Below are 14,285 nucleotides of genomic sequence, written 5' to 3' on the forward strand. Positions count from 1 at the left end.
CAAATCCGACTAGGCTCGGGGGATGGCGAGGAAGCCGGATGAGACGCGTGACGGGGTTGATCTGACTAATCTGGATCAGCCGTTGTTCGATGGGGCGGAGGCGACCAAGCGGGATCTGGTCGACTATCTGGATGCGGTGCACGAGTGGATGCTGCCGGAGTTGCGGGAGCGGCCGTTGTCGGTGATGCGGATTCGGCCGGGGCAGCCGGCGTTCATGCAGAAGAACGTGCCTAAGTACACGCCGGAGTGGGTGAAGACCACTTCGGTGTGGGCCGAAGCGTCGAAGCGCGAGGTGTCGTATGCGTTGTGCGACGATCGGCGGACGTTGTTGTGGTTCGCGAATCAGCGGGCGGTTGAGTACCACCCGACGTTGATGCGGGCCGATCGGTGGGACCGCGTCACGCATCTGGTGCTGGATCTGGATCCGCCGGAGGGGGACGACACGTTCGGGAAGGCGGTTCAGGCGGCGTTTCTGGTGCGGCAGGCGTTGGCTGATGCGGGGCTGACGGGTGCGGTGAAGACGAGTGGGGCCAAGGGCGTGCACGTGATTGTGCCGATCGACGATTCGGTACCGATCGATGACGCGGCTGCGGCGACTCGGGCGATCGCGGCTCGCGCGGAGCGGATCGACCCTGCCGTCGCGACGACGGCGTACATCAAGGAGGACCGGCACGGGAAGGTGTTCGTGGACTCGACGCGGTCCGGTGGTGCGACCGTGGTTGCCGCGTACAGCCCGCGGATCCGTCCTGGTACTCCCGTTTCGTTTCCGGTCGGCTGGGATGATCTCGACCGGGTGACGCCTCGCGACTTCACCGTCAAGACCGCGGTCGGCCTGCTGGCCGGTGCCGACCGCTGGGCCTCGCAGCTACCTGAGCCGCAGTCGCTGCCCGAGGACCTGTTGGAGGAGGGCCGCGCGATCCCGATCGCCCGCGTCGTCGCGATGCACGAAGGCAAACGCCGCAAGCGCGCCCAGCGCGAGGCCGAGAAGGACGGCAGCACCCAGGGCGGGGCCGAGAAGGACGGCAGCGCCCAGCGCGGAGCCGAGCAGGACGGCTAGCTTTCGGTGGCGGTGACCGTTTCGAGGGCGGCCTGACGGACATCGGCCTGCGGGTGGTTGCGGAGGGCAACTAGGAGCTCGCGCCAAACCGGCGCCCAGCCGGTACGGCGGCCGCCCGCTCCGATGATCGTCCAGGCCAGGAAGCCGGCCATCAGGTTGTCGGAGCGGAGGAGCTCGCGCACGATCGGTTCGAGTTGCTCCGGTGTCCACGCGTGGGACTGACCAAGCCGGGCGCCGAGTCGGAACGCGGTGTTGTAGGCAACGATCGGGCGGTCGGCGACTGCCTCGATCAATGTCGGTAGCTCGGCGGCGAGGTCGTCCCAGGCGATGCTGCGGACCAGCAGGTCCAAGCGAAGGTCCAGGAGCTCCGGGCTGTCCAGCTCGGCCGCGATCACCTTGAGGGTCTGCCGAGACTCTGCCGGCTTGCTCTGCAAGGCCGCAATCAGGCGTTTGCCCAGCTCAGCAAGGCGTTGCCGCGCCGGGTGATCGCGGTCGGGCGTGGCGTTCGGCAGGTTCGGATCGTTCTCGGCGCGGACCAGCAGCCGCACGGCCGCCTGCAGATCGTCCAAGCCGAGACCTGGGTCGGTGGCGACGATGGAGACCAAAGTAGACATCGCCGCACTCCATGCCTTGGAGTTCAGGTCGGCTATGAACCCGGCGCAGACCGGCGCCACCGACGGGCTCCAAGGCGCCCACCGCGGCAGCGCCTGCAACGCAGTCCGCACGACCTCGGGCTCCGGCCGATTAGTCACGGCCACCACCAACTCGGCGTACCGGGATCGGTACTTCGTGGCCAGCCCGTACGCCGGCCGTTGCGTCAGCACAACCGCAGTCGCGTCGCTGTCGTGGACCGCCTCCTGGAGCAACGCCCAGCTGGCCGGTTCATGCAGCAGATACAGCGAGGCCGCACTCGTGATCGCCGCGCGCACATCGCGATGCGCACCGGCCCACGCATCAGCCAGTACGGCGCTCGCCCCCGGTGCACGGAGTGAGCCGAGCAGCCGCGCGGCCTCCTTCCGCGAAGTCACCTTCGCGCCGTCACCGACCAGGATCGGATGCAGGAGACCCGGCAACAGACTCGGCCGGACGAACCGCGCCGCCCGGCTGACCGCATACGACGCGACCCGCGCACGGTCGTCGTTGGCATGCGCGAGCAGGACCGGCAGAACCTCTTGCGGCGAATCGGTCCACGCCAACGCACTCAGTGCGGCTTCTTGGAGCAGGACGTTGTCGTGCTGCAGGAACGGTTCCAGCGCAGCACGGCCGATCGACGGAATCCGGCCGAGCGTCGAGACCGCCTGGGCGCGCGCCCACTCGGGCATGCGCTCGTCGGCGGCCGCTTGCGCGATCAGTTCGCCGTACCGGGCTTGCTGGCGGGGGAGCCAGGACCGGAGTGCTCGGAGCGGCACCTCCCAGTCGGGGTAGTCGCCGTCGAAGCGGTGGATGCTTTCCGGCTCGGCGAGTACGGCGTCGAGGAGGTCGGTGCGCAGTTCGGTGACGACACCCCAGACGTGCGGCCACTGGGCCATACCGACGTCGCGGTTGATGATCTCGGCCACCCGCTCGCTGCGGGTGTCGCGTCGCCACAGCCACAGCTCGCAGGCCTCGTCGACCGTGTTCTCCTGGTTCGACCAGACTCCTTGCGCGAGCGCGTCCTGCAGGTGATCGATCGTCCAGCCACGCTTGTCGAACGCCCGCGCGATCGCGAACGGCAGGCGGAACTGCAGGCGGGCGACGGCGTTGTCGACGTACGGGCGGAGGACGTCGTACACGGCGATTTCCTGGCCGCGGGGCAGTCCGTCGATCACGCCGTAGAGCATGATCGTGCCGTTGTTCTCGGTGACCCGGCCGTGGGTCTCCAGACCCCATTCGAGCAGCGCGATCTGGTTGCATGCGGCCCCTTGTCGGAGAGCGCTCAGCGCGATCTCGATCAGCCAGTTGCGGGTGCTCCAACTCGCGTCGCGGGACTCCAGTACGGCGGTCGACAGGATCTGGAGCGAACCGGTCAGCTGGTTGCTCAAGGTCGAGGGCGGCAGCTCATTGACGGCTTGCATGACCGCGCCGCGTACGCCGTCTCGATCGTTCCGGACCTTGGTCGCCCACTCCAGCGCGCTCTCGATGGCCGCGGGTTGCCGGGAGCGGCCGGCCGCTGCGATGACCGAGCGGTAGACGAGAGCGCGGTCGTCGGCATCCGGGTGGTGGACGTCGGGCGCGAGCAGGGCGAACGCTTCGTCGTACGGGAGGAAGGCGGTGATCCGCCGGCGTTCGCGTTCGTGGTCGGCGATCGGGGCGAGGGTGAGCATCCGGCGGGCCTGCTCGACGCGCAGCTCGTGGGGGAGCACGGTGAGCAGACGGGCCGGGAGGACGGCCTGGCCGAGGTCGACGGACTTGGTGATGCCGTTGAAGATGGTCGCGCGGCGGCTCGGCGGGAGATCTTCGAGGAGCGCGGTGGGGTCCGGCCAGAGCAGTTCGCCGAGCGCGATCAGGTCGTCGTCGGCGTACCGGTTGAGGCGGCGGCGGACGGCCGGGGTCAGGACCTGGCGGATTGCGTGCGCGCGCTCGGGTTCGAGCAGCAGCTCGAGGACGAGGGGATCGGCGTCGATCAGCCGGCCGAAGACCGAGGTGATTGCTGTTGGCAACTGCTCGGGCGGGAGGGCGCGGACGAGGAGGAGCGTGGCCCGCTCGGGATCGTGCTCCAGGACCCCGGTCAGCCCGAACGCCGGACCTTGCCACCACTCGTTGCGGTCGGGGCCGGTGGGCAGGGTGCGGAGCGCGTAGTCGTGCACCGGCTTGGGGTGCTTCGCGCCCAGGCGGCGCCAGTCGCCGCTGCCGAGGCAGTAGGCCAACTCGGGGAGGAGGCGTTCGACGGTCGCGTCGTCGGTGGCGACGAGCAGCGCGGCGGCGGCCGGATCCCCCCAGCGTTCGCGGTGCTCGTCGATCAGGCGGGCGGCGAGCCGGGCGCGGCCGGTCTTGCGGACGACCTTGAGCAGGCCGATACGCAGGGCGGCCGGGGCGTCGTCGTACAGGATCCGCAGGTCGTCGTCCGACACCGGTACACCGTTGCCAACCGCGGCGAGCGCGCGGCTGTGGACCGCCGGGATCGGGTCGTTGAGCAGGCGAGTCACCGTCGCGACATCGCGGGTCGCCTCGGCGATGGTGAGGCCGAGGGAGCGCTCGTACGGCGTCCCGGTGGTGAGCTCGCCGAGGAGGTTTTGCAAGTCGGATGCGCTTAAACCGCGGGCCTCGGTGATGACGCGGCGGAGGCGCTCGCCGTACGGGAGGTTGTCGATCGACCGCAGCAGGTCCGTGGCACGCATGTCCCTATCCTGCCTAATGACCGAGTCAGCTGATCTCTTGGAGTGCGGCAAACGCAGCCGCCAGCTTCGGCAGGGTGTAATGCGCGTTGAGCCCACTCGGGTTCGGCAGGATCCACACCTTCGTGGATCCGATCACTCGCTCCTGGCGCCCCATCCGAGCCTTCCGCTCGCCGAACGCATCCCGATAAGTCGTCACCCCGACCACCGCCAACCACTCCGGCTGATACTTCAGCACGCGCTCGACCAGGCGTTCGCCGCCGGCGATGAACTCGGCGCGGGACAGCTCATCGGCGCGCGCCGACGGTCGCTCCACCACGTTGGTGATCCCCAGCCGGTAGGTGAGCAACTCCTGCTGCTCGTCCGGCCGCAACTGCCGAGGTGTGAAGCCGCCCTGGTGCAACGCCGGCCAGAACCGGTTCCCGGGCCGAGCGAAGTGGTGCCCGGTTTCCGCCGACATCAGCCCCGGATTGATCCCACAGAACAACACCCTGAGCCCAGGACCGATGACATCGGGAAGCGGCTGCATGGAGGAACCGTAGCCAAGGACACGTAGTAGTCGGGCGTCGGCCGGATCCGCACGCGGGGCGGTGACGTGCGGAGCGGCCGAGAACCCACTACTACGTGTCGTTACCGACAACCTCAGTCGTTCTCGTTGTTGAGGTTGGCGGGGAGTTGGCCGGCGATGCAGGAGCGGGCGACGAAGAGCCAGATGGTTTCACCGAGGGCGTCGACGCGGATCATCGAGGCGCCGAGGTCGTTGGTGGAGTAGCGGTAGCCGCCGGTGGACGGGAGGGCGAAGCCGACCGGGTCGTGGAGACGGCCGGAGGTGTAGTTGCTGTCGACGAAATAGTTGTAGTAGCCGGTGCAGGCCGCGGGGTTGATGCGGACGATGATCGCGCCGTTGCCGGTGTGCGGTGCGGCGTCGAAGTCGCGGCCGAAGGAACGGCGGTGGGAGAGCCGCGCGCTGGTGTCGGAGCTGCAGCTGGCGGCGACCGGGGTTGAGCTCGAAAGGTCGAGCGCGCCGGGGACCAGGAAGGCGCAGAAGTTCGAGCCGTCACCGGCCCGCCAGCGGCCGAAGTGGAAGTTGTTCGGTGTGGTGGTGTGGACGTCGAAGCGGGTGCCGGCGATCGCCGTACCCATGACGTAGCCGCACGACTTGTTCGCCAGCCAGCCGCCGGCGGGGATGGTGCCGAAGTTGTTGCAGGCGGCGGGTTTGGTGACATTGCCCTTGGTGACGTACTGGTTGACCGCGTGTGCCGGTGCGGCCAACGCGCACAGGGTTGCCACGATGAGGGCCGCGAGAAGGCGTCTCATCAGCAGAACCAGCCGTCTTGGACCCAGCCGTCGTGGTTGATGTCGCCGTACGCGAAGCCGAAGGCCCACTCACCGCTGATCTGTTTGACCAGGAAGGTCTGCGGTTTGTGCAGCGTGCCCATCCGGGCGCCGCCGGGCTTCACGCGCAGCTCGAGGTCCTGGGCGCAGACGGTCTCGCGGACGCCGACGGTGCCGCCGGCGGCATGAGCCGGTACGGCGGTCAGCGCCGTACCGGCGATGAGCAGCGCGCCGGTGAGGGCGGTAACGCGCCGCGCGTTCACCAGCTGCCCCATCCGCCGAGGCATTCGTAGCGGACGAAGCCCCAGTCGTTCGGGCCGAAGTCCTGGATCGAGGCCCAGCCGTTGTAGACCGGGTGCTTGCCCCGGGTGTGGCCGACCTTGTTGCCGTACTCGAGCACGCGGAGCTGGTTCACCGGACCGGGGATCGAGAAGTTGTAGTTCTCGTACATCGTCGCGTCCTGGCACACGATGATCGCGTGCTGCGGCGGATCGACGGCGACCGCGGCCTGGGTACCGGCCAGCAGCACGGCGCCGGACACGGCGGCCGCGGTCAGGAGGAAGGGGGCGGACTTCCTTGTCATCTGAACCTCCATGAAGTTGTTATCTGTGATGACGGTAAATCGTGTCGCCCAAGATGGCAATGGCTGTCATCACTGGATACAGTGAGCCGATGGGTGCTCGGGCGGAACGCAAGGCTTTCTACGGCATCGCCGAGATCGCGGACGCGCTCGGCCTGAACCGGCAGCTCGTCACGGCCTGGCGCCGCCGCCGCAGCCACGGCATCCCGGAACCCGACGGCGAACTGTCGTCCGGCCCGATCTGGCGCGGTACGACGATCGAGCCCTGGATCGACGTGGTCCGGTCGCAGCGGGATTCCCCGGCGCAGCCGATCAGCCCCGAGCTCGCGCTGAAGGCGGGCCGGCGGATGTTGCGGGTCGCGGCCTTGTTGCTCGAGGAGCCGATCCGGTTGAAGCTGCTCAGCCAGTCGTTGGCCGAGGCGCGTGAGCTGCTACCGGTTGCCGAGGATGCGGCTGACGATCCGCTTGGCCGCGCCGTACGGCAGGTGTTGTCGCCGTTGCGTACGGAGCCTGGCAACCTGCCGCGGTTCCGGCGGAAAGTGCTTGCTGAGCTGACACAACTCGAGACCCTGGTGGACCTGGCAGCAGAATCCCTTCCGGAAGCAGACAGTGCGGGTTAGTGTGCGTGCCGTGATCGTCGAAGTACCTGGCTACCGCCTGGCGGAGCCGCTGGGTGCGGGTGCGACAGGGGTGGTGTACGCGGGGGTCCGGCTGGCCGATGGGGGGTCTGTCGCGGTCAAAGTCGTGCATCCGGAGCTGGTCGACCCGCAGTACCGTGACCGCCTGCGCCGCGAGGCCCGGTTGGCGGAAGCTGTCGTGCACCCGGGTGTCGTTCGCGTGCACGAGGTAGGTGGTGAACGCGACCAGGCCTGGCTGGTGATGGACCGACTCAGTGGGCCGGATCTCCAACATCTGCTGGACTCTGAGGGTCCGCTGCCGATCGAGCGCGCTGTCGAACTCCTCGCCGACGTGGCGGACGCAGTTGACGCCGTACACCGGGCTGGCGTCATCCATCGCGACCTCAAACCAGCCAACATCATCCTCGACAACGGCCGCCCGCTAGTCGCCGACTTCGGAGTCGCCCGCCAGTTGGCCAGCCTCGAGTCGACCACTGGGTTGGACCTGAGCGGTGATGCGTGGTTGCACAGCGGTACGCCGTCCGGCCCGTCCCTGGGCTCGATGGCCGGAACCGTTGCCTACATGGCGCCCGAACAATGGCGAGGCGACCCCGTCACCCCAGCCACCGACGTCTACGCCCTAGGCGGCACCCTCTACGCCCTACTCACCGGCCGCCGCCCGTACGAGCGTCGTACCCTCCCCGAACTCGCCTACGCCGTAGCCATGCTCCCGCCGCCCACCACCAACACCCAGTACGACGAAGTAATCCGCCAAGCCATGTCCAAACACCCAGCCGACCGCCACCCCACCGCCGCCGCCTTCGCCACCGCCCTCCGTGCAGCCGCGGGAGGTGCGGCGACCAGCCAACCACCCCAGCCACGGAGGTGGGGAGGAGCGGGCTCGCGGTGGAGTCGGCGGCGGGTTGTCGGAGTGATGGCTGGTGGGATTGCTGTGGTGGGGGTGGCGATTGCGGCGGCGACCGTCCTCCTGCAAGGGCGTGAGGGGACGGTTGAGCAGCTGACGGTTTGTGCTCAGGATGCGACGGTTCGGGATGCGCCGCGGAGTCGGGCGGTGGTGGCGACTGTTTATCGGGGGGATCGGTTGACGCCGATCGAGCAGCGGGACGGGGAGACGTGGGTGCATGTGCGGTTGCCGGACGGGCGGACCGGGTGGTCGTTGACGGAGTACGTGCGGCATAGCTGCTAGGTCGTCAACCCGGGGTTGACGCACCGAAGGCTGTCAACCTAGGGTTGACGTATGACTCCTGGACCGGATCTTCAGCAACTCATCAACACGATCAAGGACGACACCGGCAGTGACGACGAGCTTCTGCAGCTCGCGACTGCGGCGTCGACCATCAGTGAGCTGACCAGCACGGGGGACGCGGCGCTCGGGTTCTTCGTCGATCGGGCTCGGGGTGCGGGCAAGTCGTGGGTTGAGATCAGTGCGGTGCTCGGGGTGAGTAAGCAGGCGGCCCACAAGCGGTTCGCGGACTCGTTCGGCACCAAGTCGCTCGACCGCTTCACGCCCCGTACGACGGCCGTCGTCCGGGCCGCGGTCGACGTGGCCAACGGGCGGAACCAGCACTTCGTCGGGGCGGAGCACCTGCTGCTCGCGTTCTTCACGCAGCCGGCGGCGCTGGCGACCCAGGTACTCGTCGGGCGCGGTCTCACCGAGCAGAAACTGCATGAGGCGGTCGAACTCGTCAGCCCGGTCGAGACAACGCCTCCGCCGAAGCCGATCGACGCGGAAGACCCGCCGTACACGCGTGGTGCGACCCACGTCTTACAAGGTGCGGTCGCGTCCGCGCTCACCCTCGGGCACAACTACGTCGGCACCGAGCACCTGCTGCTCTCGTTCTACCGCGACACCGGCGGCATCGCCACGAAGATCCTGATCGAGCAGGGCCTGGACGAGGACACCGCTCTGCGGGACATCCGCGGGTTGCTGGATCAGCTGGCCAAGTAGGTTGGGGCGCATGCCTGACTGGTCTGCGCGGTTGAGTGAGTTGGCGGAGGCGGCCTCGGTACCGGGTGCGGTGCTCGGGATCTGGGCCGACGGCGAAACGACGATCACGCCGTACGGCGTCCTGAACGTCGCGACCGGCGTCGAAACCACCGCCGACTCGCTGTTCCACCTCGGTTCGATCAGCAAGGCGTGGACGGCGACGATGATCGTCCAGCTCGCCGAAGAGGGCCGGCTCGACCTCGACGATGCGGTCGTCAAGGTGTTGCCGGAAGCACCGATCGACCCGCGGATCACCGTCCGGCACCTGCTCACGCACACCAGCGGCATCGACGGCGACGTCTTCACCGACACCGGCCGCGGCGACGACTGCGTCCAGCGGTACGTCGCCCTCCTGGCCGGCGTCGACCTCCTCTTCGAACCCGGTACGGCGTACTCCTACTGCAACGCCGGCTATGCCGTCCTAGGCCGCATCATCGAGGTCCTCGACAACCGCACCTGGGACGCCTCCCTCCGCGCCCGCCTGATCGACCCGCTCGGCCTGAAGAAAACCGTCACCCTCCCCGAAGAGGCGATCCTGCACCGCGCCGCCGTCGGCCACAAAGCGCCAGAAGGCACACCGGTAGAAACCTGGCAGCTCCCGCGCAGCATCGGCCCAGCCGGCCTGATCGCCTCGACCGCAGGCGACCTGCTCGCCTTCGCCCGCTCGCACCTGACAGACCGGTACGACGCCATGCGCGAACCGCACGGATTGACCACCAGCGGCTCCGGCGGCACGGTCGACATCGGGCTGTGCTGGCGCCTCTACAACTGGTCCGGCCGCAGCCTGTTCGGCCACGACGGTACGACGATCGGCCAGCAAGCGTTCCTGCGCATCGACCCCGAAGCCCGCGTCGCGGTCTGCCTGCTCACCAACTCCAGCGCCGGTACCTCACTCTTCGAAGCGATCGCCTCCGAGGTCTTCACCCACCACACCGGCGTCGGACACCCGCCGCGCCCCGAACCCATCGACGTACCGACCGACGACCGCCACCTCGGCACCTACGCCCGCGCCTCCGTCGAGATCGAGGTCGTACGCCGTCCCGACGGGCACCTCGGCATGATCTACCGGGCCATCGGGGACCGCCTCGCGTTCACCGAGAAGCCGGTCGCTGAGGACGAACTCCGCCCGGCCGCACCCGACGACGGCAACCACTTCGTCACTCGCGAATCCCCGCAGCACCCGTGGGTGCCGGTGATCTTCGCCGAGACGCACGTCCGCAGTGCTGACCGCTACACACCCAAACGGTGAGATAAGGCCCTCGACTTTTGGGGTGACCGAGCTAACGTCGTGACGTGACCAGTGCACCTGCTGAACTTCCTCGTACGGCTGGTGACCTTCGGGCCGCCGGCTATCTGCCTCGGTCAGTCAAGGCCGAGCTCCGTGACAACCTGCTGAAAGAACTCCGGGCCGGGCGTGATCCCTGGCCCGGCATCGTCGGATTCACCCGGACGGTGATTCCGCAATTGGAGCGTGCCCTGCTCGCGGGGCACGACGTCGTACTGCTGGGTGAGCGCGGCCAGGGCAAGACTCGGCTGCTGCGCACCATGGTCGGCCTGCTCGACGAGTGGACCCCGGTGATCGAGGGCGCCGAGCTGCCCGAGCACCCGCTCGAGCCCATCACGCCTGCCTCGATCCGGCGCGCAGCCGAGCTCGGTGACGAGCTGCCGGTGGCGTGGCTGCACCGCAGCCTCCGGTACGCCGAGAAGCTGGCGACCCCGGACACGTCGGTCGGTGACCTGATCGGTGATGTCGACCCGGTGAAGGTTGCCGAGGGCCGCAGTCTCGGCGACCCGGAGACCATCCACTTCGGGCTGGTACCGCGGTCGCACCGTGGGATCGTGGCGATCAACGAGCTGCCCGACCTGGCCGAGCGGATCCAGGTCGCGTTGCTGAACGTGATGGAGGAGCGCGACATCCAGGTCCGCGGGTACACGCTGCGGCTGCCGCTCGACGTGTTGCTGGTGGCAACAGCGAACCCGGAGGACTACACGAACCGCGGCCGGATCATCACGCCGCTGAAGGACCGGTTCGGTGCGGAGGTGCGGACGCACTACCCGCTCGACATCGACGCCGAGGTGGACGTGATCCGGCAGGAGGCCGAGTTCACGGCCGAGGTCGGGGAGCCGCTGCTCGAGGTGCTGGCGCGGTTCGTCCGGCACTTGCGGGAGTCACCGGCCATCGACCAGCGGTCGGGGGTTTCGGCCCGGTTCGCGGTGGCTGCGGCGGAGACGATTGCCGCGGCGGCGTTGCGGCGGAGTGCGATCACCGGCGAGGAACCGGCGGTGGCTCGTCCGGTCGATCTCGACGCGGTCCCCGCCGTACTGCGGGGCAAGTTGGAGTTCGAGCCGGGGGAGGAGGGGCGCGAGATCGAGCTGCTCGAATACCTGCTGCGCCGCTCGGTCGCCGACACCGCGCGGGAGCGGTTCGCCGGTCTCGACCTGGCGCCGCTCGCGCAAGCCGTTGCTGACGGCAACCTTGTGACGACTGGTGAGCGGGTGCCCGGCAAGGACGTGCTGGCCGCGCTGCCCGAGCTTCCGGTGCTGCATGACGTCGCGGCCCGGGCCGGGGTCGAAGCGGACGAGTCCCCGGGGCGGATCGCGGCCGCGATCGAGCTCGCGCTGGAGGCGCTCTACCTGTCCAAGCGAGTCGCCAAGGACGCCGACGACGACACAACCGTCTACGGAGTCTGATGACCGCATCCATTCCTGAAGGCTGGTCCTACGGGCCGTGGCACGACGGGCCGGATCCACTGGCGCCGCCGGTGGATCTGCGGGACGCGCTCGACGAGATCGGCCGCGACGTGATGAACGGGTCCTCGCCGCGATCCGCGCTGGAGGAGTTGCTCCGGCGCGGTACGCAGCGGACGCAGGGGCTCGACGATCTGACCCGGCGGTTGTGGGAGCGCCGCCGGGAGATCCAGCGGCGGCACAACCTCGACGGCACGCTTCGCGATGTGCAGCGGTTGCTGGACGAAGCGCTGGAGGCGGAGCGGCGTGAGCTGTTCCCGAACCCGTCCGATGATGCGCGATTCCGGGAGGCGCAGCTCGACGCACTGCCTTCTGGTACGGCGGCCGCCGTACGGGAGCTGGCGTCGTACGACTGGCAGTCGTCGGAGGGGCGCGCGAAGTACGAGGAGATCCGCGAACTGCTCGGGCGGGAGTTGCTCGGGTCGCGGTTCGAGGGCATGAAGGACGCGTTGCAGCAGACGACGCCGGAGGACGTCGAGCGGATCAACGAGATGCTCGGCGATTTGAACGCGTTGCTGGCTGCGCATGCGCAGGGTCGGCCGGATGTGCCTCAGCTCTTTGAACAGTTCATGGCCAAGCACGGGGAGTTCTTTCCGGAGAATCCGCGGACGGTCGAGGAGCTGATCGACGTACTGGCTGCCCGTGCGGCCGCAGCGCAACGGATGCTGAACTCGATGACGCCGGAGCAGCGGGCCGAGCTGGCCGAGTTGTCGCAGCAGGCTTTCGGTAGTCCGCAGCTGGCTCAGCAGTTGGCGCAGTTGGACTCTCAGCTGCAGTCGCTGCGGCCGGGTGAGGACTGGTCGGGTTCGGCGCAGATGAGTGGTGATGATCCGCTTGGGCTGGCTGAAGGTGCGCGGGCGATGTCGGATCTGGCTGAGCTGGACGCGCTGGCTGAGCAGCTGTCGCAGTCGTATCCGGGTGCACGGCTGGAGGACATCGATCTGGATGCACTCACGCGGCAGCTGGGTGATGAGGCGACTGTCGACGCTCGGCGGTTGAGCGAGCTTGAGCGGCAGTTGCGCGACCAGGGTTTGCTGGAGCGCGCGCCGGACGGCTCGCTGCAGTTGTCCCCGAAGGCGCTGCGACAGTTGGGTCAGACGGCACTAGCCGACGTACTGCGGTCTGCTCGTGGTTCCGGTGAGCGGGACGCGGCAAATGCTGGTGCTGCTGGTGAGTTGAGTGGGTCGACGCGGCCATGGCAGTTCGGCGATACCCAGCCGTGGGACGTGTCGCGGACGGTGCGCAACGCCGTACTGCGGACTGCTGGCTCTAGTCGACGCGGATCCGTGCGACTGGACGTGGCCGACGTGGAGATCGCCGAGACCGAGCATCGGGCTCGGGCGGCGGTCGCGCTGCTGGTCGACACCTCGTGGTCGATGGTGCAGGAGAACCGCTGGCTACCGATGAAGCGAACCGCCCTGGCCCTCCACCAACTGATCTCCACCCGCTACCGCAACGACGCCCTCCAACTAATCACCTTCGGCCGCCATGCAACCGTAGTCGAGCTACCGCAGTTGATAGGCCTAGAAGGCACCTGGGAACAAGGCACCAACGCCCACCACGCTCTGTTGCTAGCCGGCCGCCATCTCCGCCGCCACCCGGACGCCCAACCAGTAGTCCTGATGGTCACCGACGGCGAACCCACCGCCCACCTGGAACCCGACGGCACCGCCGAATTCTCCTACCCACCCGAACCAGCCACCCTCCGCAAAACCATCTTCGAAGTAGACCGCCTAGCCAAACTAGGCGCTTCGTTGACGGTCTTCCGCCTGGGCGACGACCCGCGCCTCAACGCCTTCGTCAACCTCCTGGCCCGCCGCAGCGGCGGCCGAGTCCTGGCCCCCGACCTGGACGGCCTAGGCGCCGCCGTAGTAACCGACTACCTAAGAACCCGCCGCAAGCTGTAGCTCCGGACCGCCCGGCGGTCCTAACGGACGCGGCGAGCCTGGGCGGGATCGGGAGTGCGGCCGGCGAGAATTTCGGCCAGCAGCTCGATCCCGTCCACCAGCCGCGGTCCTGGCCGCGCGAAGTAGCTGTTCGAGTCCACGGCCCACACCTCGGCGCGGGGCGGCAGCCGGTGCGAGGGTGTGGGGGTTGGTGGTGACTACCTCGGCGGTGCAGCCCAGGCAGTTGAGGGCGGACTCGACGTCGGCGACGTCCAGGGCGCAGACCGCGCAGAGGTCCTGGGTGATGACGATGTCCGGGTTGAGGTCTCGGAGGGCACCGGCGTCGAGTTTGTAGAGGTCTTCGCCGGCTGCTACCCGGGCTCGGACGACGGTGTCGATCTCGCCCGGCGTCAGGCCTTCGGGGAGGGCGGTGGTGGAGACGATGCGGCGGGTGCGGGCGGCCGCGGGGTAGTCGCATTCGAAGGTGACGCCGACCACGGAATCACCGGCGCCTAGGGCGAAGCAGATCTCGGTGGCCGAGGGGAGGAGCGAGACGATGCGCACACCGGCGACTGTAGAGGGAAACCTGGACGAAACCTGGTTGGCACGCAGCGGTTGCGATTCATCGATGGAGAGGCCGATTGTCTCGCGTTGTCAACCAGGTAAGGGGTTTCCGGCCTTCGGTCTGTGGGGAGCGTCACGCTGCCATTGTGAGACCAGTGTTCAACTGGACTGGTTTT

General features: G+C 68.4%; 13 protein-coding genes. 7 read left to right on the forward strand and 6 right to left on the reverse strand.

What is annotated here, in order from left to right; genetic code table 11:
• Nucleotides 1–22: 22 nt before the first annotated feature.
• On the forward strand, nucleotides 23–1,057 hold the full coding sequence (gene ligD / locus ACFTSF_RS31485; protein WP_380158007.1) for a non-homologous end-joining DNA ligase: 1,035 nt from the start codon (nucleotides 23–25) through the stop codon (nucleotides 1,055–1,057).
• Here ligD and ACFTSF_RS31490 read toward each other — a convergent pair.
• The 5 genes from ACFTSF_RS31490 to ACFTSF_RS31510 all read right to left on the reverse strand — a co-directional run bounded on the left by ACFTSF_RS31490 (nucleotide 1,054) and on the right by ACFTSF_RS31510 (nucleotide 6,289).
• Complete coding sequence (locus ACFTSF_RS31490; protein ID WP_380158008.1) at nucleotides 1,054–4,374, reverse strand: HEAT repeat domain-containing protein; 3,321 nt, start codon at nucleotides 4,372–4,374, stop codon at nucleotides 1,054–1,056. The genes ligD and ACFTSF_RS31490 overlap by 4 nt on opposite strands.
• A 25-nt stretch (nucleotides 4,375–4,399) precedes the next feature.
• Nucleotides 4,400–4,900, reverse strand: a complete 501-nt coding sequence (gene mug, locus ACFTSF_RS31495; RefSeq protein WP_380158010.1) for a G/U mismatch-specific DNA glycosylase — start codon at nucleotides 4,898–4,900, stop codon at nucleotides 4,400–4,402.
• A 113-nt stretch (nucleotides 4,901–5,013) separates the two neighbouring features.
• A complete protein-coding gene (locus tag ACFTSF_RS31500) occupies nucleotides 5,014–5,688 on the reverse strand; it encodes a hypothetical protein (RefSeq protein WP_380158012.1) in 675 nt (224 codons plus the stop codon).
• A complete protein-coding gene (locus ACFTSF_RS31505) occupies nucleotides 5,688–5,981 on the reverse strand; it encodes a hypothetical protein (RefSeq protein WP_380158014.1) in 294 nt (97 codons plus the stop codon). The genes ACFTSF_RS31500 and ACFTSF_RS31505 overlap by 1 nt, the downstream gene beginning before the upstream one ends.
• On the reverse strand, nucleotides 5,966–6,289 hold the full coding sequence (locus tag ACFTSF_RS31510; protein WP_344153936.1) for a hypothetical protein: 324 nt from the start codon (nucleotides 6,287–6,289) through the stop codon (nucleotides 5,966–5,968). Before ACFTSF_RS31510 ends, ACFTSF_RS31505 begins: the two co-directional genes overlap by 16 nt.
• 89 nt (nucleotides 6,290–6,378) lie before the next feature.
• On the opposite strand from ACFTSF_RS31510, the gene ACFTSF_RS31515 reads away from it, so the two are divergent.
• Genes ACFTSF_RS31515 through ACFTSF_RS31540 form a run of 6 tightly spaced genes read left to right on the forward strand, consistent with a single transcriptional unit; the run spans nucleotide 6,379 to nucleotide 13,566 of the window.
• The gene (locus tag ACFTSF_RS31515) at nucleotides 6,379–6,906 is read left to right on the forward strand and encodes a hypothetical protein (RefSeq protein ID WP_380158016.1); all 528 of its coding nucleotides are present in this window, start codon (nucleotides 6,379–6,381) and stop codon (nucleotides 6,904–6,906) included.
• Nucleotides 6,907–6,916: 10 nt separating this feature from the next.
• Nucleotides 6,917–8,110, forward strand: coding sequence for a serine/threonine protein kinase (locus tag ACFTSF_RS31520; RefSeq protein ID WP_380158017.1), 1,194 nt, complete (start codon nucleotides 6,917–6,919; stop codon nucleotides 8,108–8,110).
• A gap of 51 nt (nucleotides 8,111–8,161) precedes the next feature.
• Nucleotides 8,162–8,872 carry a Clp protease N-terminal domain-containing protein gene (locus tag ACFTSF_RS31525; protein ID WP_380158019.1) on the forward strand — a complete coding sequence of 237 codons (711 nt, stop codon included), beginning with the start codon at nucleotides 8,162–8,164 and terminating at the stop codon, nucleotides 8,870–8,872.
• A gap of 10 nt (nucleotides 8,873–8,882) precedes the next feature.
• Nucleotides 8,883–10,160, forward strand: coding sequence for a serine hydrolase domain-containing protein (locus tag ACFTSF_RS31530; protein ID WP_380158021.1), 1,278 nt, complete (start codon nucleotides 8,883–8,885; stop codon nucleotides 10,158–10,160).
• A 44-nt stretch (nucleotides 10,161–10,204) separates the two neighbouring features.
• Nucleotides 10,205–11,602, forward strand: coding sequence for a sigma 54-interacting transcriptional regulator (locus tag ACFTSF_RS31535; protein ID WP_380158023.1), 1,398 nt, complete (start codon nucleotides 10,205–10,207; stop codon nucleotides 11,600–11,602).
• Nucleotides 11,602–13,566: a VWA domain-containing protein gene (locus ACFTSF_RS31540; RefSeq protein ID WP_380158024.1), complete on the forward strand. Its 1,965-nt coding sequence runs from the start codon at nucleotides 11,602–11,604 to the stop codon at nucleotides 13,564–13,566. The genes ACFTSF_RS31535 and ACFTSF_RS31540 overlap by 1 nt, the downstream gene beginning before the upstream one ends.
• Here the strand turns inward: ACFTSF_RS31540 and ACFTSF_RS31545 are convergent.
• Nucleotides 13,543–14,109 (reverse strand): hypothetical protein, encoded by a 567-nt coding sequence (locus tag ACFTSF_RS31545; RefSeq protein ID WP_380158026.1) that lies wholly within the window; start codon nucleotides 14,107–14,109, stop codon nucleotides 13,543–13,545. The genes ACFTSF_RS31540 and ACFTSF_RS31545 overlap by 24 nt on opposite strands.
• Between the last annotated feature and the right edge of the window lie 176 nt (nucleotides 14,110–14,285).

The organism is Kribbella sp. NPDC056951 (genome assembly GCF_042674205.1).
GTDB classification, from domain to species: domain Bacteria; phylum Actinomycetota; class Actinomycetes; order Propionibacteriales; family Kribbellaceae; genus Kribbella; species Kribbella yunnanensis.